Source organism: Limnothrix sp. HT2024, assembly GCF_059138625.1.
The window spans coordinates 1,173,894-1,197,271 of sequence record NZ_CM181121.1 but is presented as its reverse complement, the minus strand read 5'-3'; the positions used below and the strand labels follow the sequence as shown (position 1 = coordinate 1,197,271).

17 protein-coding genes and 2 pseudogenes are annotated in these 23,378 nt (G+C 49.9%); 11 read left to right on the top strand and 8 right to left on the bottom strand.

Going from position 1 to position 23,378, the window contains the following annotated elements; translation table 11 throughout:
• Positions 1–48: 48 nt before the first annotated feature.
• The 10 genes from AC2IAX_RS04815 to AC2IAX_RS04770 all read left to right on the top strand — a co-directional run bounded on the left by AC2IAX_RS04815 (position 49) and on the right by AC2IAX_RS04770 (position 12,294).
• Positions 49–1,653: an NAD(P)H-quinone oxidoreductase subunit 4 gene (locus AC2IAX_RS04815; protein ID WP_494389569.1), complete on the top strand. Its 1,605-nt coding sequence runs from the start codon at positions 49–51 to the stop codon at positions 1,651–1,653.
• Positions 1,654–1,953: 300 nt separating this feature from the next.
• Positions 1,954–2,457 carry a tRNA (adenosine(37)-N6)-threonylcarbamoyltransferase complex ATPase subunit type 1 TsaE gene (tsaE, locus tag AC2IAX_RS04810; protein WP_494389568.1) on the top strand — a complete coding sequence of 168 codons (504 nt, stop codon included), beginning with the start codon at positions 1,954–1,956 and terminating at the stop codon, positions 2,455–2,457.
• Between the two features lie 254 nt (positions 2,458–2,711).
• Entirely contained in the window at positions 2,712–3,920 is a 1,209-nt protein-coding gene (locus tag AC2IAX_RS04805) for a GGDEF domain-containing protein (RefSeq protein ID WP_494390279.1), read from the top strand.
• A gap of 210 nt (positions 3,921–4,130) precedes the next feature.
• Complete coding sequence (locus tag AC2IAX_RS04800; RefSeq protein WP_494389567.1) at positions 4,131–5,309, top strand: hypothetical protein; 1,179 nt, start codon at positions 4,131–4,133, stop codon at positions 5,307–5,309.
• Positions 5,310–5,556: 247 nt separating this feature from the next.
• Complete coding sequence (locus AC2IAX_RS04795; RefSeq protein ID WP_494389566.1) at positions 5,557–6,969, top strand: O-antigen ligase family protein; 1,413 nt, start codon at positions 5,557–5,559, stop codon at positions 6,967–6,969.
• 460 nt (positions 6,970–7,429) lie between these two features.
• Positions 7,430–8,311 carry a DUF6492 family protein gene (locus AC2IAX_RS04790; protein WP_494389565.1) on the top strand — a complete coding sequence of 294 codons (882 nt, stop codon included), beginning with the start codon at positions 7,430–7,432 and terminating at the stop codon, positions 8,309–8,311.
• A gap of 293 nt (positions 8,312–8,604) precedes the next feature.
• On the top strand, positions 8,605–9,732 hold the full coding sequence (locus AC2IAX_RS04785; RefSeq protein ID WP_494389564.1) for a Gfo/Idh/MocA family protein: 1,128 nt from the start codon (positions 8,605–8,607) through the stop codon (positions 9,730–9,732).
• Between the two features lie 120 nt (positions 9,733–9,852).
• The gene (locus tag AC2IAX_RS04780) at positions 9,853–10,764 is read left to right on the top strand and encodes a glycosyltransferase family 2 protein (protein ID WP_494389563.1); all 912 of its coding nucleotides are present in this window, start codon (positions 9,853–9,855) and stop codon (positions 10,762–10,764) included.
• 188 nt (positions 10,765–10,952) lie between these two features.
• A complete protein-coding gene (locus AC2IAX_RS04775) occupies positions 10,953–11,537 on the top strand; it encodes a heavy metal-responsive transcriptional regulator (protein ID WP_494389562.1) in 585 nt (194 codons plus the stop codon).
• 82 nt (positions 11,538–11,619) lie between these two features.
• Positions 11,620–12,294 (top strand): hypothetical protein, encoded by a 675-nt coding sequence (locus tag AC2IAX_RS04770; RefSeq protein WP_494389561.1) that lies wholly within the window; start codon positions 11,620–11,622, stop codon positions 12,292–12,294.
• Here AC2IAX_RS04770 and AC2IAX_RS04765 read toward each other — a convergent pair.
• The 3 genes from AC2IAX_RS04765 to AC2IAX_RS04755 form a co-directional block, all read right to left on the bottom strand.
• Positions 12,233–13,702, bottom strand: a complete 1,470-nt coding sequence (locus tag AC2IAX_RS04765; protein ID WP_494389560.1) for a DUF697 domain-containing protein — start codon at positions 13,700–13,702, stop codon at positions 12,233–12,235. The genes AC2IAX_RS04770 and AC2IAX_RS04765 overlap by 62 nt on opposite strands.
• A 233-nt stretch (positions 13,703–13,935) precedes the next feature.
• Positions 13,936–14,922 (bottom strand): phosphatidate cytidylyltransferase, encoded by a 987-nt coding sequence (locus AC2IAX_RS04760; protein ID WP_494389559.1) that lies wholly within the window; start codon positions 14,920–14,922, stop codon positions 13,936–13,938.
• Positions 14,923–15,120: 198 nt separating this feature from the next.
• Positions 15,121–16,068 (bottom strand): NAD(+) kinase, encoded by a 948-nt coding sequence (locus tag AC2IAX_RS04755; RefSeq protein WP_494389558.1) that lies wholly within the window; start codon positions 16,066–16,068, stop codon positions 15,121–15,123.
• A gap of 131 nt (positions 16,069–16,199) precedes the next feature.
• On the opposite strand from AC2IAX_RS04755, the gene AC2IAX_RS04750 reads away from it, so the two are divergent.
• Complete coding sequence (locus AC2IAX_RS04750; RefSeq protein WP_494389557.1) at positions 16,200–16,322, top strand: hypothetical protein; 123 nt, start codon at positions 16,200–16,202, stop codon at positions 16,320–16,322.
• A gap of 27 nt (positions 16,323–16,349) precedes the next feature.
• Here AC2IAX_RS04750 and AC2IAX_RS04745 read toward each other — a convergent pair whose 3' ends face one another.
• From AC2IAX_RS04745 to AC2IAX_RS04725, 5 genes and pseudogenes are all read right to left on the bottom strand, one after another.
• The gene (locus AC2IAX_RS04745) at positions 16,350–17,828 is read right to left on the bottom strand and encodes an alpha-amylase (RefSeq protein ID WP_494389556.1); all 1,479 of its coding nucleotides are present in this window, start codon (positions 17,826–17,828) and stop codon (positions 16,350–16,352) included.
• A 190-nt stretch (positions 17,829–18,018) separates the two neighbouring features.
• Positions 18,019–18,183 (bottom strand): annotated as a pseudogene (locus AC2IAX_RS04740) (IS5/IS1182 family transposase); the annotation flags it as partial.
• Between the two features lie 137 nt (positions 18,184–18,320).
• Positions 18,321–19,601 (bottom strand): sensor histidine kinase, encoded by a 1,281-nt coding sequence (locus AC2IAX_RS04735; protein WP_494389555.1) that lies wholly within the window; start codon positions 19,599–19,601, stop codon positions 18,321–18,323.
• Positions 19,602–19,668: 67 nt separating this feature from the next.
• Complete coding sequence (locus AC2IAX_RS04730; RefSeq protein WP_494389554.1) at positions 19,669–22,482, bottom strand: hybrid sensor histidine kinase/response regulator; 2,814 nt, start codon at positions 22,480–22,482, stop codon at positions 19,669–19,671.
• A gap of 609 nt (positions 22,483–23,091) precedes the next feature.
• Positions 23,092–23,346 (bottom strand): annotated as a pseudogene (locus AC2IAX_RS04725) (transposase); the annotation flags it as partial.
• Between the last annotated feature and the right edge of the window lie 32 nt (positions 23,347–23,378).

The following is a 23,378-nucleotide window of genomic DNA, read 5'->3' as shown; positions in this document are numbered from 1 at the left end:
CTCTCCCTCATCGAGTTCATACCCGACCTTTGCAGCCGGGTGGAGTCAATGGACGCAACATTTCCCTGGTTAAGTTTGATTACGCTGCTGCCTTTGGTGGCGGCACTGCCGATTCCCTTCCTGCCCGATCGCGACGGCAAAACGATCCGTTGGTATGCGCTGGCGGTGGGCATTGTGGAATTGGCCCTGATTTCCTACACCTGCTTCGGGCAGTTTGATTTCACCAACACTGAATTTCAACTGGCGGAAACCTACGCTTGGCTGCCGCAAATTGGACTGAACTGGTCTTTGGCGATCGATGGCATCTCCATGCCGCTAGTGGCCCTGACCGGTTTGGTCACCACCCTGGCGATCGGGGCTTCCTGGAACGTCACCAAGAAACCTCGCTTGTTCTACACCCTGCTGCTGGCCATGTACAGCGCCCAACTCGGGGTGTTTGTATCGAAGGATCTGTTGCTGTTCTTCTTGATGTGGGAGCTGGAGTTAGTACCGGTTTACCTGCTGATCTCCATTTGGGGTGGTGCGAAGCGCCGCTACGCTGCCACCAAGTTTATTCTTTACACGGCCCTCGCTTCCCTGTTCATCCTGGTGGCGGCGCTGGCCATGGCCTTCTCGGGCGGCCCGGTCACCTTTGATATGGATGCCTTGGGGCTGAAGAACTACTCCCTGACGGCGGAACTCCTGCTCTATGCGGCCTTCTCGATCGCCTTCTTGGTGAAGCTGCCCGCTTTCCCGGGCCACACCTGGTTGCCCGATGCCCACGGTGAAGCGCCCACGCCTGTTTCGATGCTGTTGGCTGGCGTGCTGCTGAAGATGGCGGGCTATGGCTTGATTCGGATGAACATGGAGATGCTGCCGAATGCGCACATCTACTTCGCGCCGGTCTTGGCGATCCTGGGCGTGGTGAACATCATCTACGGGGCGCTGAATGCCTTTGCCCAACGGAACCTGAAGCGACGGATTGCCTATTCGTCAATGTCTCACATGGGCTTCGTGCTGCTGGGGATTGCTTCCTTTACCGATGTGGGACTGAGCGGCGCGGTGCTGCAAATGGTCTCCCACGGGTTGATTGCAGCGGCGATGTTCTTCCTGACGGGCGTAACCTACGAGCGCACCCACACCCTCTCGATCGACGACATGGGCGGCATTGGTCAAAAGATGCCCCGCACCTTCGCCCTGTTTGTGGCGACGACCATGGCTTCCTTGGCTCTGCCCGGCATGAGCGGGTTTGTGGGTGAGCTGACGGTGTTCCTCGGCTTGACCACCAGCGAAGTCTACAGCGCTCCGTTCCGGGCCACGGTGGTGGTGTTGGCGGCGGTGGGTGTGATTCTCTCGGCGGTTTACTTGCTGTCGATGCTGCGGGAAATTTTCTACGGCAAGGAAAACGCGGCTCTGACTGAGGTGAACTGGTCGGATCTGAAGCTGCGGGAACTGGCGATCGCCCTGGTGTTGTTGGCCCCGATCGTGGGTGTGGGCATCTATCCCAAGCTGGCAACCCAAACCTATGAAATGAAGTCTACGGAAGTGGCTAGCCGGGTGCGGAGCAGCTTCGCGATCGTGGCAAAGACCCAGGATTCCCGATTCTACTCAGCGGTGCTGAATGCTCCGAAGCTGGCGGATACGGAGTTGGCGGCATCGGTACGCACCAACTAAGGATCGCTAGCTAAGGGTCTGGCTCTCAATGTTCCCCCTGAGGGGGTGACGAATCCCTGACAAATCTCGATGAGATGATTCCGTAATCCCGATTTTTCCCTGGTGAAGAATCGGGATTTTGTTTTGATTGCCCATCAGCAGCCGCGCGGTTCTGATTTGATGGAATTCTGTGGCGATAATTTTATGGATACTTACAGATACCGTTGACTCACCTCTTGATTCATACCTTGTTCATACCTTGACTAATCCTTGGGTTTTCCCGGTAATGGTTTTCTTTGGCAATCCGGCGACTTTGGTGCAATGACTCTGGAATTCTTTTTGGCAGATGCGACTGCAACTCAAACCCTGGGCCGGGCGATCGGGCAGATTTTGCGGCCCGGTGCGGTGATCCTGCTGGATGGAGAGTTGGGAGCTGGCAAAACAACGCTGGTGCAAGGTTTGGCGGCGGGGCTGGGCATTGCGGAGCCGGTGGTGAGTCCCACCTTTGTGCTGGTGAATGAATATTTGGAGGGTTCGATTCCGCTGTATCACTTTGATCTCTATCGGTTGAGTCCGGAAGAGGTGGAGCCGTTGGCCCTGGAGCAATATTGGGAAGGGGGCGAGGTGACTGCGGGCATTGTGGCGATCGAGTGGTCGGAGCGGTTGCCGGAACTGCCGATCGCTTATCTCCAAGTGGCCTTGCGATCGGGCATCACGGGCCGTCAAGTGCGGATTGAGGTGGTGGGTGAAGTGCCTGGCTGGAACCCTCAACATCTTGAAGATCTTTGCGCAAATTTGGGCGGACTCACGCTGAATCAGGAATGATGGAGGGTGGGCGCTGGTCTGTGGCTAGGTGAACTTTGAGTGAATGCGATTTCCTCATCTCCGATACTCCCATGGCGTTCCCGTCCTGGATAACTTGATCAACTCAGTGGGTAAGCCAACCGGTGACGCGCTTCTCTAGTCCGCCAATCAACTGGAATCGATCGCTGCCAACCAAAGTCGGTGCGGCAGTGTTTTTAAGTGTTTTGGGGGGCTGGTTTCTGTGGGCGAGTTGGGAGCCATTTCCCTTGGCTAAGGTGGCGAGCTGGGCCTTGGCGGTCAGTCTTTTAACGGGGATGACTGCGGCTTGGGTTTGTAGTCGGGCCTTAGACTCCATCCGCCTGGCTTGGGTGCTGTTGACCTGCTTGGATCAGGAGTCTTCTTTTACGGGTGGCTTGGCGGCGAAGGTCAGTGCCCTGACGCAATTGGACGATCAGGATGACTGTGCGCAGTTTGTGCGGCTCACCAGTCGCTTGCTGGTGCGGTATGGCGATCGATTGCAGTTTTTGGAGCGCCAACGATTAGCCCTGGAAAGTTGGCTTCATGAACATCGCGATCGACTGATTTTGATGGAAGCGGAACAGGAAAAATTGCAAGTGGCCCTTGCCCAGGCCCAAGACCGCATTCGACAGTTGGAAGGCGTTGACCTGGAAACGGGCTTGGCGAATCATTACCGTTTCTATGAAGCGCTGCAGCACACTTGGCAACAGGCGCTGCGATCGGAACAGGTGCTATCGATTGTGGCCTGCGAAGTGGATCATTTGGCGGATTGGGTGAATCTCCAAGGCGAGGCCTTTGGTCAACAAACAATTCACAACCTGGCAGCGGTCTTAAGACAACAGGTGCAACGCAGTTCCGATGTGGTTGGCCGCGATCGGGGCGATCGATTCCTGATTTTGCTGCCCAATACTGATTCGATCGGTGCTTTGGCCGTCGCGGAATCGATTCGCCATCAGTTCAATCGCTGCGCAACTCAGCAGCCCATGACTCCCACGGCTCACCATTGGCCAAGCCACTACGATGACGCTCCGGCTTCTCCTTGGACCGCCGGTTCGTCTTTGCATCTTGATATGGATTGCCCCCCAACGCGTGATCGGCTACGAAGCGACTCCACCGCCACCAGTGACCGGGTTAAGGCTGAGCAAGAGGCATCCAGGCCGATCAATGCCAACATCGATGCCAGCGCAGATTTCGCCGATGCGTTCTTAGTCACTGGTTCTGAGGCTGCAATGGCTGCTGAAGTGGCCCCTGAAATCGCTCCCGAAATGCCAATAGATCACTCTCCATCCGCCCAGGAGCCGATCCCAACCGCTGGCACAGAGGTGACCCTATCCTTAGGCATTGGCACGTTGGTGCCTGATCTCCAGCAACTGCCCGATACGGCCGTGCGATCGGCTTTGCGGGCCCTTGAGCGGGCCCGTCGGCATGGGGGGAATTGTGTTGAGATGGACGGGCTGGAATATTAACCCGGTTGTTGGTTTTGTGGGCTGGTTGTACTGGCTGGTTGTATTGACTAGTTTTGTTCGTTGATTCTGTCTGCTGGTTTTTTCTGCTGGTTTGGTTGGTCTCGGTCTGGCTCTGTTGATTCCTGGGTATAGATTGGGGTAATCCATGGATTGGGGGAATCAGCCGTTAAGTTATGGCTACGATCGCATAGTTCAGATGGTGTGTTAGCAGTGAATCGCAATTGGTGGATCGCAGGCACGGTCGCGTTTAGCTTAGGCCTTGGCATTGGGGTTGTGACCGATCGCCAATGGCAAAAGGCCCTCGGTCTCGGAGCCATTGCCCTGTCCGGTGCAGCGGCGATCACCGCCTTAACGCCCGATCGCTCCCGATCGCAGCCCGAACCCTGGGATCCTCGCCTCAGGGAAACCATCTCCCCCGAATATGCCAACTGGTTACCCAGCGATCATCGTCCACCAACCATCAACCCACCTCTCAGCAGCGACCTCGCCAGCGCCTTGCGCGTGGAGGTCGATCGCCTTGAACGAGAACTAGAACAATCCCTCACCCGTAAGCAGCAACTCGAAGCGGTGATTGGTGTTCTGCGTAAGGAAAAAGAAGCAATTCAGTCCCAAATTGATGAAGGCAGCGGCCGAACGCAGAAGATTTATCGTGTTTTGGCTGATTTGGAAACCCAGCGCCAGCAACTCGAAGACAAAATTGCCCAGCATCAAACTCAACTAGCCGATCTTGACAGTCGCAAGGCCAGCATGGAGCGCGACCTAACTCAGGTCGATCGACTGCGCGCCGAAACCATCGCCCTAGAACAAGAGGCCCAAGAACGCCAAGCCAACCTCAGCAACCTCCGCCAGCGAGAACAAACCCTCCTCAACAACTGCACCAGCCTTGAGGCCCAAGCGGCCGAACTCAGCGAGCGCACGGCCACCCTCACGCGATCGCTCGCTGACACCATGCGAGAACAGCAGAGCGTAGAAATGACCCTGCGACAACGGCAAACGGCCCTCGAACAAATTCGCACCCAAGCCGATGCCCATCACCGACGGCGCTACGAACTTCGCCAACAGATCGAAACCCTGCAACAGCAATACGACGGATTGCCCTCCACCGTCGCTAAACTGCAGGCAGAGCACGATCGACTCGTGGCCCTCTGCCGCGATCGGCAAGTGGAATTAAACCAAATTCACGAAAACATGGCCCAAGCTCGTGCTCAGCAGCAAGCAATCCAAGCCGAGTTACAGCGCGATCGCCAAGCACTCCTGCGGGTCAACCACAAAAAACAGCAGGAAACCAACTCCTTACGGCTGTGGCTCAGTTTTCTTCTCAAAGACCTATCCGCCAACGAGCCACCAGCACCCAAGCACCGCCGCGCTCCCCGCAAACCCAACGCCTAGTGGCAAGTCAGGTAAACTCGCTGAAGAATTGGACTGTAACTGCTGAACTCACAGCTCAAACCGGCGAACTCATGAACCAAACTTGAGCTTGGCATTAAATTAATGTTGTTAATATTGATCTAGCATTGATCTTGAATTGTTTTATTTTGAATTTATTTTGAATTTATTTTGAATTTATTTTGATGGTTTACGAATATTGCTCCGGATTCGCTGCCAACCCCCCTGACTAGTATCTGATCAAAAAGAAATGAGCATTTTTTTGATTACAAAGGAAGCAACAGCAAAACTCAAAGAGGTTTATAACCGCAATCCTCTCTTTCTCTTAGAACACATTTTCGTTGTTTTCTTTCTCATTCGCTACTCTCTTGGCATTCTAGAGGTTATTTTAACCAACGGAGCCAGTGAAGGTGATGGGCAAGATATCTTATCTTTTAATTATAAACCGAGCGTAGCGCTCTATTTTTTAAACTATATCGTCACTAATATTTTATTAATTATGCGATGGAAAAAAGTCATTGTGATGCTAATGGCAGCTCCCACAGTTGTTTTTCTCATTGCCATGTTTCCCGTTTCATTTCTTTGGTCGATCGAGCCGTCCAAGACCCTCAATGCCTCGATCGCCATGATTGGTACCTTTCAATTTGGTCTTTATCTCGCCACTCGCTATTCTCTTAGGGATCAAGTTCGCATCTTGGGAGTGATGTTTGGTATTTCCCAGGTGCTCTGTTTCGTCTTTGGTGTTGCCCTGCGTAAATATGGCGTGATGAGCGCAGTCCATGCTGGCAAATGGCGCGGCATCTATTCCCACAAAAATCAACTAGGCAAAATGATGGCCCTCGCTTCCGGGGTCTTCGTGCTGCTTGGTATTTCTGAAACCTATCGACGATATCGCTACTTAGCTTGGTTTGGCCTCATCACTGCCTTTGTTCTCATTCAGCTCTCTGGCTCCAAAAGTCCTTTTATTAATATTGGATTGCTGATTGCCATGAGTGCATTTGGTCAGATTTTTCGTCTACCACATAAATGGATGGTTCGCGCCCTAATTTGGTCAGCCGTCATTGGAATTAATCTGTTTTTCTATTGGGATGACATCGTAATCAATATCCTAGGCGCGTTAGGTAAAGATGCTAGCTTAACAGGCAGAACAGATGTTTGGGAATTTGTGATTGATCGGATCAAAGATCGACCAATCTTAGGTTATGGCTTTGGCACATTTTGGAATGGCTTAGATGGGAAGTCAGCCTATGTTGTTCGTGCAGTTCGGTGGCCTGTTCCTGATGCGCATAATGGATTTTTGGAAATATGCATTGATTTAGGTCTTGTGGGCTTAGCAGTTTACGTTTGGGTTGTTTTTCAAACAATTATCAAAGCCATAGCGCTCATTCGCGCCACCAGAAGCAATGAATACATCTGGGTTCTAATGTTCTTTACCTATAGCACAGTTGCTAATCTTTCAGAAAGCTCCCTGCTGTTTCGTAACTCCTTACCCAGTGTTATTTTTGCTGCCGTCTCCTTCACAGTGGCAGCAAACTATTACCAGCAATTTAAAGTCAACCCTTCCAATTTTTCCACTCAAATTTCGGAACAACCTTTGCCCGAGACCTCTGAGTTACTATCGGATGAGCCAAGCGTTGGAATTGAATATAAATCCAATCCTTGATCACGAGAAAAATTGAAAGTACTTTAAAAAATTCAAAATGTTTATTTGTCATCAAATTCTTTAAGAAAAATTCACTTTCTGAGATTTACAATTCCTTCTTGGTCAAAAATAAAAAATTCTCAAAAATTCTCAAAAAAATTCTATAAAGCTAAATACAAATCAATTTCGACAATGCAGTATAATGATAATAGGAGTCTTCGATTTATGGTGAATGTCTAAAGTATAATTTGAGATTTCGCTTAAACATTGCTTCAAGCTTACAAAGCTTCAAGCCTATAAATAGAATAGTTCATTTCATGATTGAGAAACTTTTTCCTGATTCAAATAAAATCAATAAGAATAATCGTCCAGTGCTTTGTTTTTAACTGTCTTGTTTTTACAAGAACCCTTTGAGTAAGAATTTTGCTTGAAGACACTCAAAAAATCGATAACCTACTCTGCTTTCAACACCAATCGTCCCATGCAAATCGATAATTCTCAAAATCTATCCTCCTTTGCCATCATTACACCAAGCTATGATCAAGACTTCCAGCGCTGCCAACTTCTTTGCAAAAGTATCTCGCGCTTTGTTCAGCCACCTTTCAAGCATTATATTGTTGTAGAAAAGCGTGACCTGAAACTGTTTTCACAACTCAAAAATCAACATACAGAAATTATTATTGTTCAAGATTTGCTTCCTTTCTGGATTTTTAGGCTACCCAAAATCCGAAAAACTTGGTTCAGCCTAAAGGGAGTTCCGGTGCGTAGCTGGATTATGCAGCAAATTTCCAAAATCGCACTTGCGAGAGCAATTGATGAAGAGATTTCAGTATTTTTGGATTCGGATGAGATGTTTATCCGAGACTTTGGAATTTCGAACCTGGTCAAAAACAACCAAGTTCGATTCTATGCTGAGCCAGAGGGCAACCCGATCGGAATGGATACGCCGCATCAACATTGGCATCAATCGGCTAGTCGATTATTGGGTTTAGCGGCAACACCCATGCCAGCCCCCGACTACATTGCTGACGTGATCACGTGGAAACGAGAAAATGTAACAGCAATGTGTCGTCACATTGAACGCATTTATCATCAATCATGGTTCGAGGCAGTTTCAAAAACATGGCATTTTTCTGAATACACGCTCTATGGAACCTATATTGATCGGGTGCTTCAAGACCGGAGCGGCCATTACTGGGATCCAACCAAAATTCTCAATTCCTATTACGATCCCAATGTGATGACTGAAGAAGAGTTGCGCAACTTTGTTAACTCAACTCGACCTGAGCATGTTGCCATCATGATTTCTGCTAAGGCTAAAATAGCAGTTGACCGATACGCGAGCTTGTTAGAGCTTGAATAGGCTGGTTGCTAACGGTGTGTAATCGATCGCTCTTCATGATGGGTGGAGGGTAACTGTTGAGCGAGTCGAAGAAGCAAGCATCCGATCAAAAACCCTCGGGCTACCTTCAATGATCCGGTTACTGACCCTAAATCTCGGTAAAGGATGAAAATTTGGCAAGGTTGGTGGGGGCCCGCTGCCAAAGAAGTTGGTCAGTAGTGATGTTCTTGATCCTGAGGCTGCCAAAACTAGCTGACTATTTGGGGGCATCCCCCTTGTTCTGTTTTTGATCAATATAGACGGGCAATAGTTCCATGAATGTTGCATTGATCGGCTGTGGATTTGTTGCTGATTATTATGTGCGAACTTTAGAAAATCATCCTTCATTAAAAATTCTAGGCGTGATGGATCGAGATTCAGCACGCACAGAGCATTTTTCTCAATTTCATAAACTTCCTAAGTACCCCAGTTTGGAAGCGGTACTGGCAGATGAGCGTGTGCAAATTGTCATTAACCTAACCAATCCTCGCAGTCACTATGAAGTTTCCAAAGCAGCTTTGCTAGCGGGCAAACATGTTTACTCAGAAAAACCGCTGGGGATGACTTTTGAAGAGGCCAAAGAACTGGTTGAACTAGCGGAATCTAAGCAACTGGAAATTTCCGGTGCGCCCTGCAGCCTTTTGGGCGAAACGGCACAAACGATTTGGAAAGCCTTGCGCGAGCAAGCAGTTGGCCAAGTCAGCGTGGTTTATGCAGAAATGGACGATGGGTTTGTGCCTGCGATGGCTTACCAAACCTGGCTGAGTGAATCGGGAATACCGTGGCCCTACAAAGATGAATTTGAAGTGGGTTGCACGTTGGAACATGCGGGCTATTACTTAACTTGGTTGCCTGCTTTCTTTGGGTCGGCTGTTAGCGTCACTGCTTTTGCAGATTGTACGATTCCCAATAAGGGTGTTGATCATCTAGATCCACCCAATACGCCGGATTTTTCAGTTGCCTGTATTAAGTTTGCCTCGGGAGTTGTGGCTCGCTTGACCTGTAGTATCGTGGCTTCCCACGATCATGAATTACGAATTTTTGGAGATCAGGGGGTGATGTATACGGAAGATTGTTGGTTTTATCGATCGCCCGTTTATATTAAGCGCCGTCTACGAATTCGTCGCAAAACGATCGAGGGGCCTCTCGCGCAACGTTACCCATTGGTGGGACCAGTCACCAAACGCCAAAAGTACCGAGGTGCTCAACAAATGGATTTTGCGCGGGGAATTGCTGACTTGGCGGAGGCAATTGAGAATAAGCGATCACCCAGATTGTCGGGACGCTATTCATTGCATGTGAATGAAATGGTCTTGGCAATTCACTACGCAACAGCTCAAGGATGTACCTATCAAATGAAAACCGATTGCCCGGTGGTGGAACCGCTGCCTTGGGCACTCTGATTATGCTGCCCTAACTCAACTAGTCATCATCGCAAAATGAAGGATCATGGACGATTTAGGTGCGATCGGTGAGTGCGACTGATTGAGTGTGACTCATTGAAGGTGATCAATTAAATTTTCATGAAAGTTTCCATCTGCGTTGCCACCTATAAACGACAAGATTTACTGCATCAACTGATCTTGAGCTTGCAGGCACTCAAGTTTGAGCAAATTGCAACTCCTGAAATTGAAATCATTGTGGTTGACAATGATGCAAATGGGTCGGCGCGCGAAACCGTGTCCACTTGGCAAGAAAGCTCTTGTTGGCCCATTCGCTACGATATTGAAATGCGATCGGGTGTGACCTATGCCAGAAATCGCACCATTCAAAATGCGGCTGAAGATAGTAACTTCATCGCCATCATTGATGATGATGAACAAGCTTGCCCATCTTGGCTAGAAGCACTTTTGACTGCGCAAGAGCAATTTCAAGCCGATATTGTGGGCGGGCCAATCTTGCCAGTTTTTCAATCCAATCAAGTACCCAACTGGATTCATCAGGGACAATTTTTTGCGCCTCCTGCCTATAAAACGGGTCAGAGCTTACATGTGGCTTTCACGAATAATGTGTTGCTCCCTGCACCTTACCTGAAGCAAATGTCCTGTGTTTTTGATGAGCGATTTGCGGTGGGAGGTGGAGAAGATACGCACCTATTTATGCGGCTCCATCAAGCGGGCTTAAAAATTGTTTGGTCAGCAGAGGCGATCGCCTATGAATCGATTCCAGCCAGTCGAACCACGTTCCAATGGTTGTTACGGCGTAACTATTGGGGTTGGAGCATCTACAGCTTGGTTGAAAAAGAACTCTATCCACAGCCCAAGATATTTCTAGTTCGGCTTTGCAAAGGGCTTGCGTTAATGATTTTGGGAATTTTGGCGCTGATTCCTGGATTGCTGCGAGGAAAGCATCATTTATATCGAGCTTGTATCCGAACGGCGCAGGGGGCGGGCACAATTATGGGATTACTGGGACGCAGAACTACTTGGGTTTAGTCATGGTCTAAGCTTAGTTTAATAGGGTTTAGTGAGAGATTATTGATGCTACTAGAATCTGAAAATCAACTCAAAATTTCAATTAGAATTTAATATGTAGATATCCTCAAAAACTGAGTACATGATTGATAAATATTGATAAGCTTAGGTGAACGAAATCAGATGAATAAAAAATTTCTGAGGTTCCAGTGTCTTGGGAATTTGCAGAGCGTACTGAAGCATCAGCCCAAAATTTGTTGAAAATTGGAGAGGTGCGATCGCGCAGTGGTTGCTCCATTCAAACGATTCGCTACTACGAAAGTTTGGGACTGATCCAAGCGGTCGATCGAACGGCTGGCGGGTTTCGGTTGTTTGCACCGTCCACGCTCGATCGCTTGGCCTTTGTGAAGCAGGCTCAATCCTTAGGCATGAGCTTGCAAGATATCAGTGAGCTGCTGACGGTTTATGACAGTGGCAATGCTCCCTGTTCAACGGTGAAGCATAAGCTGCGAGACAAGTTGGCAGATTTAGATCGTCGCATTCAATCGCTCCAGCGCTTGCGAGATGAGTTGCAGTCCCTGTTGGCGGTGGCGGATGATTTGGAACAATCCCCGGGCAATATTTGTCCGATTGTGGAGCGAGCGAGTCGGCTGCATCAGGTGACGGAGGGTGTTGCTTTCGAGGCAGAGACTGTGGCTACTCAGGACTCATCAATCGCCCAGGCAATTCCGCCGCTGCCTGCCGCTGCTGGTTGCGGTGCGAATCGGGCGTTGAACTCCAGTACTGAACCTTGAAGCCGATCGCGCCCTCTAAAATCTTCAAAATTGCCCGTTAAAATTGCCCGTTGCAAGCTGCCGCCAGAATGGCGCAAACGTCATGCCCAGTCTTACTTGTGTTGCTAACCGTGCTGCTATTGGTTGGGCCGTTGGTTTAGGGTTGGGGCTTGGCTTGCCGCTGGCAATTGTGCCCGGGGCGATCGCCCGGGAAGGGCCGCCCAAGACCGAGCCGGTGCAGATGGCCGTGTCACCGGAAGTGGAAACTTCGGCTTCGGAGGCGGCGGCTGCGGCCGTCACCAGCGGCAGCGATGCGCTGTCCGATCAACCCTTGGGGGATCCGGTGGCGGTGGAACTGGAGCCAACCCGAATTTTTCGGCGAACGGGCTGCTTTGGCGATCAGCCCATGGCGACTGACAAGGAAATTCGTCAACAGGGCCTGACTCCGCCTAGCCTCTGGCTCACTCGGGATTTGCTGGGGGGAAAAATTGTCGATCGCTGGACAATCCACCGGGGTGATGAGCAGTTACCGCCTTGGGTAGAAGTGACGTTTAATTTGCAACCTTGGAATAATTTGGAATACCCGCGCCAATATGCCTACCTGAATGAATTTGGGCGAGTGGCCAGGGAATATGGCTTTAATGTGCGGGTTTGCAATAGCTCGGGCGATGCGTTGGCGGCGCAGTTTTGTGACTGGTCGCAAATGCGGGCGGGGGTCACTTGTCCGATTTATCTGCCGGGGGGATTTTCGGCGCGGGCACGATCGCGACTGTTTTAGCGGGGTCGGTGGGCTTGGGATCCAGGCCGCCCAGGCCAATGCGCGATCGCCACTCGTCTCGCAGTTGGTGCAAAACGGTTCCCGGCTCCACAAAATCTAGCAAGTCCTTGGCGAGGGTGTCGGGGCCGTCCTCCCCCCAAGTGCAGCCCGCTTCCAGGGAACTGCGGGTGGTTTTGGCGATCGCTAGGCTACCAAAGGCCGCCGCCGCCGCCTGCACCAGGGCCGCCCCCAAATAGCCGCTGAAACCGTCGCTGCCCGCCTGGAGCGATCGCCCGTCATTTCCGCCCAAGAAACCGCCCCCCACTTCTCCGAGCAGCATGGCTCCCAAGCTGACCAAGCCCGTTTTCCAAAACGATTGCCAGGCCGATCGCACCAGGGGCAAACCATAGAGCCGCGACAGCGATCGCACCAAAAACCAATCCACCAACACCGCCGCGATCGCATCCAACAGCACAAAGGGACTGAGGGCCACGATTACGGCCTTCACTTGAATGAATCGCCAGGTTTGGGCCTCTGCGTCGTCGCGCAGGTGGGTGAGGGTTTTTTGGGCGATGGTTTGTTGGGCAGTGCGGGCCTGCATCAGGGCATTCAGGGCCAGCAGGGCTTCTCCTTCCCGATCGATGGTGGCCAAAATGGCCGATCGCAAGGCCTCAATCTCCGGTGGGGGCGACTCCCAACCGTAGGTCACTCGCCCATCGGGCCATTCTTCTCGCACTTGAATTGGGGCCGGTTCCGCCGCCGCCAGCACAATTTCATCCACGGGCAAGAACGGATCCCAGCGACGTTCGGCGGGATCGTGGGTCGGGTGGGTTGGTGGGCGCTGGCCGGCCGCTTCCAACTGCATAAGCGATCGCAGCCGCTCCACAATCGCCGGCCGCTCCGCTTCGGGAAACAAATCAATTTTGTTGAAGACCAAAATCAGGGGCTTATGGGCTTGGCGCAAGGTTCGCAAGGCCGCATATTCCACCTGGGTTAAGTCGCCAGCGGTGATGAATAGGATCAAGTCCGATCGCTCGGCCACTTCTCGCGAGAGTTCCGCGCGGCTTTCTCCGTCAATTTCATCTAGTCCCGGTGTGTCAATGAATTCCACCTCGATCGGCCGATCGCGCCCGGGAGGATGCCACCGCACCGATCGGGGCAATCGCGTCAAACCATTCAGGGGCCCCGTTTCCAGCAGGCGTTCCCCCAACAGGGCATTCAAAACGGCGGATTTGCCCCGGCTAACCAAGCCAAAGGCCGCAATTCGCACCACGAATCGATCGAGCTTGTCGAGGGCCCCCGCCAACCGATCCAAATCCGGTTGAATCAGAGCATTCCACCGTTGTGAATCGCGAGTACCCAACTGCTCGATCGCCCGTCGCAGGCTCGATCGGACGCGCTCAAATTGTTCCGACTGGGGCGCGTTCAAGGCTGTGAACTCATCCAAATCAAACTAGTCGCCCCCATTGTAGAAGCGAGGCGATCGTCTCGTTGCATTGGCTCCCGAAAATCCAGCCCGCCCGCTCAGGCCAGAGCATCACCACCGTGAACAGTGCGGCCATGAGACCACTCCTGAAGAAACCATGAATTTTTAAAGATCATTTAGAAGTCATCTAAAAATCATGAGGTTTGAACGACTCAGCGGCGGATTCCCTAACACAACTAATTCAACTGGGAAACGAACGGGAGCAGCAGGGTCGTGAAGTAATACACCAGGGGAGCCGTGAAAATGTAGCTGTCGGCGCGATCGAGAATGCCACCATGGCCCGGAATTAAATTTCCGGAATCCTTAACCCCCGCATCTCGCTTCATCAGGGACTCAATCAAATCCCCGAGCAGACTGGAAACACCCACCAGCAGCCCCAGCAAGGGCCCCGTAATGAACCACAAGGGCCAATGGCAATAGGCCGCGCCCAGGGTTCCCACCAGCGCACTGCCCAACGTGCCGGCCAAAGAGCCTTCCACGGTTTTCTTGGGGCTGATGTCTGAGAGGCGGGTTTTGCCCACCCATTTGCCCATGATGTAGGCCCCAATATCGGCCGCCCAGATGCAGCAAAAGGCCAAAATCGTCACCATCAGGGCTTCGGGCCAGGCGGCCGGGTTCCAAGATTCGGGCCAGAACCCATTCAGCGGCAACCGGGCCACGGCTCCATCGTCCAAAGCCAACCCCGCCCCGACCCGCAGCCGCACCCAATAACTGGGTAAATAGCCACAGTAAAACAGGCCCATCACCGAGCTGGATAGGTCGGCGATCGAGGCCATCTTGGGCATAAACAGCAAATAGAAACAAACCAGGGTGCTGGCGATCGGGACGATCGCATCGGCCACGGACGGCATCCAAGCCGAGGCGGCCACAATTGCCAAACAAGCAACGGTGACGGTTTTCACGGCGGGAACTGCCCCCTTGGCCTTCACTAGGGCGAAATATTCACCCAAACCCAGATAGACCAACAGGCCAAACCCCGCCGTGAAATACCAGCCACCCAACACCAGCATGGTCAGGGCGATCGAGATTCCCACCACGGCACTGAAAATTCGCCGCCAGGGCCACCCGGCTAATCGATCGCCCCAACTGCGGCCGGCATTGCCCTGGGCCGCTTTTGGCAAAGCAGACTTGATTGCAGCGGAACTTGATTCACTCAAAGACATGGGACGCAACCAGCACAAGGACAGCAAGGGCGATCGCAGCGACCAAGAACTGCGACACAGGGTTAAGGAAACGGGGAACCGAGGTTAAGTTGGCCTTAATTAAGGATAAGGCAGTGCGCCTCGGTGTTGTGTGCCGTAGCCAACCAGGGCGATCGCCCTGAAACCGTCCTGATTGTGGGTTTGGACGCGATGGCCGGCTTAATTTCGGCTGACATGGCCATAGTCAATGCGGGCCCCGGCCCAAAGCAATTTCTCGCGTAGGGTGCGGTAGTAGGAATAGTTTTCCCGCAGAATCACAAACTTGGCCACACAATCCGCCATCCGCACATCAATCCGCTGGCCAGGCCAAAGGGAAGCCCCAAAAACACCATCCATCCAAACTTTGGTGGCCAGCTCGTAATCCCCCAAGGGCCAAATGCTGACCACACAGCGGGGGGGCAACACAATCGGGCGGCTAGACAAACTGAGGGGGCAAATGGGGGTGACGGTGATGGCATCCAGGCCAGAATGGAGAATCGGCCCATTGGCGGAAACGGTATAGCAGGTGGAACCGGTGGGGGTGGCCACAATTAGCCCGTCGCCGTGGTAGCGATCGACGATTTCGCCATCGATTTCCACTTCCAGCATGGTGGTCATCAGGCGATCGTTGGAAATGGGCTTCACGCAAATTTCGTTCAGGGCCAGGAAGGTTTCCCCCACCGGTTCCGTACCCTTGTAGCTGTTATCTTCCAAAGCGGCGAGGGTCTTCCCTTCAAAGACCTGCCCTTGCAACATCATCCGTTGTTGAACGGCGAAGCGATCGCTCTGGAGCCGTTCCCACACCGCTTGGGAGTTTTCAAATAGCTCAAAGGGTTCCGTTAAAAACCCCAAGTGCCCTCCCACGTTCACGGCCAGAATCGGCACTTGCTCCGGGGCCAGGTGGCGAGCCGCGGCCAACACCGTGCCATCCCCCCCCAAGACAATGGCCAGGTCGATCGGCTGAGTGACCGAAGCCAAAAACACCGGGTAGGGATTGTCCTTGGGGCCGCTGGGGCCCACGAGCGATCGCGCGCCTAGGGCATCCAGTTCCCGTGAGCAACGTTCTGCCCAGCCTTGGCTGCGAGAGTCTCCGGCTTTATAGATGATGATGACTTGTTTCAGATTCATGGCAAAGGGGGAGTGATTCGGTGCAGGTCAGGGCGATCGGCCAAGAGAACGCAGAACAAGACGAGAACTTGGCCCTTGCACCATGTCTCTCTTGCACCATTTCTTTTTGTAGCGTTTCTGGCCAATGCGGAATGCTCGAATCGCACCACCATGCCACCGCAATTCAACCGTTGCGATCGGCCCTCATGATTTGGCTGCTGGCTGAGCTAGCTGCTGGATTCAGCCATCGGGTGATTAACCTGATTAACCCTTGATCAGTCTCTGATTCGCCCCGATCGGGATCAAGCCTGCTGAATCCACACCGACACCGATCCCCCGGCACAGCGGAACTCACCCCAGCCCCACTCGTTGGTGTAAACCAGTTCCTTCACGTGATCCGTTAGGTCATAGAACGTGGCGTTCGATCGCCCCGTTTCCATCCAAAGGCTGCTGGGGCCACCGTTGCTCAACACCACCGCCATGCTCAGGGGATGGGTGGCATCGCCTAACCGAGTCCAGCCGATCGTGTTGCTGCCGGAGAAGTAGTCATACTGAGGCCCCCAACCAAAGCGCCGACGGGCATAAAGAAACTTATCCAACAGCCAATTGTGTTTGGACAGGGAAACAGTGTGTTGATGGCCATCCCGTCCCCGATCGGTATATTCCGCGCCGTAATAGTCCCCGTAGAACACACAGGGATAGCCCTCCCGCCGCAGCAGAATGATCGCGTAGGCAAGGGGTTTAAACCAAGCCTCCACAGGCGATTCCAGGGCTTGCAGCGGTTGGCTGTCGTGGTTGTCCACAAAGGTGACAGCCAAGGTGGGCTGCTGTTGCATCAGGGTGCGATCGAGAATGGTGCGTAGGTCATAGGCACTGCCCGATCGACTGGCTTGGTGGAAGTGGTAGTGCAACGGCACATCAAACAGCGACATCCGCCCCTCCGTGGCCGCCAAATATCGATGCAGGGCCTCCACGTCGTTTTCCCAATATTCCCCCACCGCGAACAGCTTTCGATGGGGACAGTGATGGCGCACCGCATCGAGCCACTCATTGAAAAAGCTCGATCGAATGTGTTTCACCGCATCCAACCGAAACCCATCCGTGCCCAGGGTGTCTTGGATCCATTGGCCCCAATGCACCAACTCCTGGCGCACCTCCGGGTGATGGGTATCCAAATCGCAAGCCATCAAAAAGTCGTAGTTGCCATGGTGATGGCTCACTTCCGACTCAAAGACTTTGGGGCTGAGGCGATAAATGGCGCGATCGTTCGGATCATCGGCATTGTGGTTCACCGAGTCAAAACAGCGGGCATCCCACTTCATGGCCGAGTAGCGATCGCCCCGACCGGGAAAGGTGAACTTCGACCAAATGCTAATTTCCCGGGCCGCTCCCAACTCCCAATTGCGGTTATCGCTGGCGACGGGCGTGGCCCACACCGTTTCCGTGGCATCGCCCCCGTTTTTGTGATTAAACACCGTGTCCAAATAAACCTGCAAACCCGCTGCCCGCGAGGCTTTCACCGCCGCGATCAGCTCTTCTTTTGTGCCATATTTGGTGCGAATGGTGCCTTTTTGGTCAAACTCGCCTAAATCAAACAGGTCATAGGTGCTGTAGCCCACATCAGAACTGCTGGTGCCCTTATAAACCGGCGGTAACCAAAGGGCTGTGATCCCCTTTGCGGCCAACTCCCGAGCTTGATCCTGCACCTGACCCCAAAGGGAGCCATCGGCGGGGCAGTACCACTCGAAGTACTGCATGATGACACCGTTTGTTTCTACCATGACCGTTCTCTCCGCTTCCTGGGCTGGCCCTTATCCATGACTGTAGGCCGATCGCCCAGAACTCAGCCCGGTAGTTTGCACAAACTTAAACTCTTTCAGAAAGGGGGCTATTGAACGGATTGGTCGCGATGGCTTTGAGGGTAGTGGTAGCGGTTAGGGTGTTAGCCCACAGTTCCAGGACTGCGGCAGTAAAAATGCCATTGAGGACTTCTCGAAAATCAACTTCTATCGAATGTCCAAAGCCTTTAGGAGCGGGCAGCAGTAGTAATGGCTAGAGAAGTGCCCACTCATCATCGCTCAAGTCACTGAGATCAGCTTTGCGGGTGGGATTGGCCATGACCGGGAGACGACTCATGAGCTGGGTGATGCTTCAGATAGGGCTAGCCTAAAACCGAATTTAGAGCGACCCAGTCGATTTTAGCTTCTCTTTATCAATAGCAATTAGCTCTTATGGCTAGTGTCGGTAATAGTTTCCCTGCTTTCAAAAAAAGTCTATGACTTAATCGGCAGTTGAATCTGAAATTCAGCGCCTTGTCCTGGCTCCGATTCAACGGTCAAACTGCCACCATGTTTATCAACTACGATTTGTTGAGCGATCGCGAGACCTAATCCAGTCCCTTTGCCCACAGATTTTGTAGTGAATAAGTGATCAAAAATTCTCGACTTTACCTCTGCACTCATCCCTTTACCATTATCTTGAATAGCAATTTGTACCTGATCGCTCACCAAAGTCGTGCTGATCGTGATCCGTTGAGGATTAACTTCTAATTCCTTGAACGATCGCCCCTGGGCCAGCTCGTCAAACATATCGATCGCATTAGCCAGGATATTCATAAACACTTGGTTGAGTTGCCCCGGAAAGCAATCGATCGGCGGTATTTCACCATAGTCAGTGATTACCTCGATCGCCGGTCGGTTCGCATTCGCCTTGAGCCGATATTTTAAGATTAATAGAGTGCTATCGATCCCTTCATGCAAGTTTGCACTGACCTTATATTCCGTATCTGCACGGGAAAAAGTACGCAAGCTGGTACTAATCGATTTGATGCGATCGGTTGCCCCTTGCATGGAATTGAGTAATTGGGGCAAATCTTCGCAAATATATTCTAGGTCGATATCATTCGCGTGATCTTGAATTGGAGAAACTGGACTAGGATAATACTGCTGATAAAGGGCTAAATGGTTGAGCAAGTCTTGCACATAGTCTCTACCATTATTAATGCTGCCATTTAAAAAACTAATCGGATTATTAATTTCATGGGCAACCCCAGCTACTAACTGTCCTAGGGCAGACATTTTTTCGCTTTGGATTAATTGCATCTGGGAGGCTTTGAGTTCAGTAGTTTTTTGAGCTACCTGTTGCTCTAGAGTTTGGGCCAAATACCGAAGCTGGAGATGGGTTTTTACCCGAGCTAAAACTTCCTGCTCCTGGAAGGGTTTAGTAATGTAATCTACGGCTCCTAGATCAAGGGCCCGAACTTTGCTATTGAGATCAGAAAGAGCAGTCATGAAAATTACAGGAACATCGGCCGTTCGAGAATTTGCTTTCAGGCGGCGACAGGTTTCAAAACCATCAATACCCGGCATCATCACATCTAGTAAAATTAAGTCCGGTAGCTTTCGTTCTACTTGCTGCAAGGCTCGTTCGCCGCTAGTAGCGATCGCTACATCAAATCCCATATCACTTAAAGTGTCAGACATTACATCTAAATTACTGGGAATGTCATCTACAATTAAGATTAAGCCCGTCACCACATTTGCTGCCATATTCATGGCGCTTTCCTCCTTTTTAGCTTTGCTAATACTTTTCTAGGCTTTTAGAAAAATCCTATTAAAACTCTTAGGAGCTATCTTTGGAGTTGAGAGACTGCTGAATTAGTTGTTGAATAAATACTTCTATCTTCTCTGATTGAAATTGTTTAGCTAAATGATTAATATGGTTAACAAATGGTTGATATCGCTGCTCTTGCTCAGCAATTTTGGTTGTCAATTGAGTTAATTTTTTGAAACGTCCTTCTTGAACTAACTCTAAAAGTAATTGTAAATCCTTAATATCTGGAGTCTCAAAGAAAGGAAGCTTAGAAGATGTTGGGCTAGCTTCTTTAGCGACTTCTTCTTCCTTTTGACTATTATTCCAAGTTAATTCTAGATATTTGGTGAGAATATCAAATAACTCTTGACTATGCACAGGTTTCGCTAAAAAGTCATCCCCGCCTGCATCAATACTCATTTGCTGATCTGCTTGGGAGACGGAAGCTGAGGATACGATAAGTTTCAAGTGTTTCAAGTCTTCCGCTTGTCGTACTTGCTTTAGCATGGCAAAGCCATCCATCACGGGCATCGCTAGATCAGTAATTACAAGGTCTGGATATAGCTGTCGCATCTTTTCTAAGCCATCTTGACCATGCTCCGCTTCAGCAACAATAAATCCCAGAGGCTCCAAAAGATTAACAATTACCGACCGATTTTCCCAACAGTCATCTACGATCAGAATACGCTTCCTATCTCCTTCATAGCCAGTAATATTTTCCCCCCTGCTCTGAAATCGTATCCAATCATCATGTAAAGGTAGAGCTACTTCAAAGAAAAATTCACTGCCAACTCCTAGCTGACTATTTACCTGAATTTCTCCTCCCATAAGTTGAACAATTTGCTGACTAATAGCAAGCCCTAGCCCCGTACCTTCCGACTGTCGGCTTTTATCTCCCACCTGCTCAAAAGCTCGGAAGAGTTTTTGCACATCCGCTGTCGCAATACCTACCCCTGTATCAATGACAGCAAAGCGTAAATGAGCAAGTTCTTTAGTCGTTAGCTGATAATTAACTCGAAAAGTGATCCCACCTCGATCGGTAAATTTAATGGCATTGCTCAATAAATTAATTAATACTTGACGAAGACGCTTTTCATCAACAATTACCCCGTTGGGTAAGTTGACATCAGGTTCGTAGTGAAAGCTAATATTTTTCTGTTGCGCCCGAATTTGAGAAATTTCTACCACCCCTTGAAGAAGAGCAGGTAAATGCACAGCTTTGGGAGCAAGTTCCAATTTACGAGCTTCAATTTTAGAGATATCTAAAATGTCATTAATTAGGGTGAGTAAATGAGAGCCACACTGATGAATAATATTAACTCCGTGGCGCTCCTTTTCAGGAATAGCCTTGGAGCGACCTAAAATTTGAGCATAGCCGAGAATACCATTAAGGGGAGTCCGCAGCTCATGACTCATGTTAGCAAGAAATTCACTTTTAGCCTGATTGGCGTTATCAGCTAATTGTTTAGCTATTTGTAATTCTTTAGTTCGTTCTGCCACTCGCTGTTCGAGTTCTGCGTTCGCATTTTCCAGAGAGCTAAAAGCCGATTGAAGTTGATGACTCATGGCATTGAAAGTTTGCCCCAATTTGTTAAGTTCTTGAATATTCTCCAATTGAATTCGTTGATGAAGGTTGCCTTTACTAATTTCTTGAGAAGCTTGGTTTAAGCGATCAATGGGACGAAGAATCCAACGGGATGTGTAAATACCAGAGGTGACAGCGATTGCCAGAGCCAGAAGACATAGGAAGATAGTGATACGGGTATTTTCATTAATCTGCCCCATAAAATCTGCTTCGGGGACAATAACGACAATTAACCAATCTAGCCCTCGTCCATCTTGAAAAGGGGTGACTTGAATAAATTGTTGCTCTCTATTAAAAGAAAAATTGGACTCTTGGATCGTAGAAATTTCCTGAAATGAAGAGAAGGAACTATTTAAATACTTAGCTGTAGCTTGAATTAGAGGTATTTGACTGTTAGTCGCTTTTAATCTTTTTGGTTTTTGGTTTTTGTCAAATAAGAAAGGTCTTTCTTTGGTAGAACTAGCAACTATTAAGCCACTACGTTCCATAATAAAAACCTGCCCCGAAGGACTGATTTTTAACTCCTGAAGAAACTGGCTTAGGCGCAGAAGGCTAACATCAACCCGCAGCGCGCCAATAAACTTATTTCGATCATCATAGATTGGTTGCACCGCAGGAAGGGCAATGTCATGGGGAGGCAACTGCCACACGAAAATATCTGCCCAAGCCAGTTTATTTTCCTTTAGTGCTGTTTTATACCAAGGGCGAGTTCGAGCATCAAAATTTGGAGTTATCGAAACTAGCTTTTGACGATTTCCTTGAGCATCAATTTCATAGGTAGAATTTCCTCTTGCTACATTATCTACGCTACCGACTAAAACATTGGAAGTTCCATTTAAGGAAAACTGCTTGCCCGCCCATACATACTTACCTTCTTGATTTCCGTGGGCAATGATTGTTGCACTATCAAAGCGTTGAGCTTGTTGCCAAAAATGACGCTCTAAAGATAATAAATCTTGAAAATTAATTTGTTCAAGCCGAGCACTATCAACGTTAATCTGATTGATCAAAATAGGAGTAGCAATAAAAGATCGAAGATGATCTTGGATTCGATTTGTTACTTCATTTCGTAGCTTGCTTGCAACATCATTAACAGCTTTTTGACCATTCTGGATTGAGAGATAACTAGTCAAACCTACAGCAGTAAAGATTTGGATGACGAAGGGAGCAACAAGGATCAACCTCAAAGGGATAGATCGACGATGTTGAACTCTGGCTGTTTTAGGAACTTCCACTTTTGAAGATTGGTTGGTTAACATAGGAAAATGCTTTGCAAGTTTCAAGTAAATGATGTTGTGTAATAATGAAATGAATTTTAATTATAATAGTCCGTCATCTTTAATCTGATGCTCAGAGCGTTATCAAGAGTGCTTCTGTCAAAGGCTATTAACAATTTCGGCGTAAGAATTATAACTATCAGTATATAAACTTTTTTAAAGAATGAGGGTAAACCCATGAAAAGCGAATATCACCTTGTGAATTTTGCCGAGCGGTAAAAATTTGGCTTGATCATAGCCTTGTTTTCTGAGCTTATGGCAAACTGCACAATTGATCTGCTAAATAACTAGTGCTTAACATGACTACCTTAAGACTTCCCAGTGTCTTTACGATCGATTCGTTACTGGTGGAGATCATGCAAGACTGTGGCTAATTTCAGAGTAACTCTGAGTTCCTCTGTCTAGTTTAGTGCTTGTTTCTGGAGATATTGATTGAGAGACAATCCCTTTTTGTCTTCCATTGCAGGCACATGGCTATTATAAAGCTCTCTCTCGGTGATGTAGCAACCCTAAAGCGCTTAATATAGTGCTAGGTACAGATTTAACCTTGCTTTAACTTATATGCTTTAGAGCTGATCTATAGAGCAACTACTAATCATCTAAAGCAGCCAATCTTCTCACCATCAAATGCATTAAGCAGCTATAGATTATTCCTTCACTCGTCTCTGAATACAGCGCATAGTCCTTGCTCAATCGCCGAAATCGGTTCAGCCAGCCCAACGTCCGCTCGACAATCCACCGTTTGGGCAGCGTCTCAAACGCTTTACCGATTCGGCTGATGACCTCCACGCGCACAGTCTCACCACACACAAGCTGCACGGCATCCGCAAACTTTTGCCCGGCATATCAAAGTAGTGATAGACCGTGCTGCAAGGCGG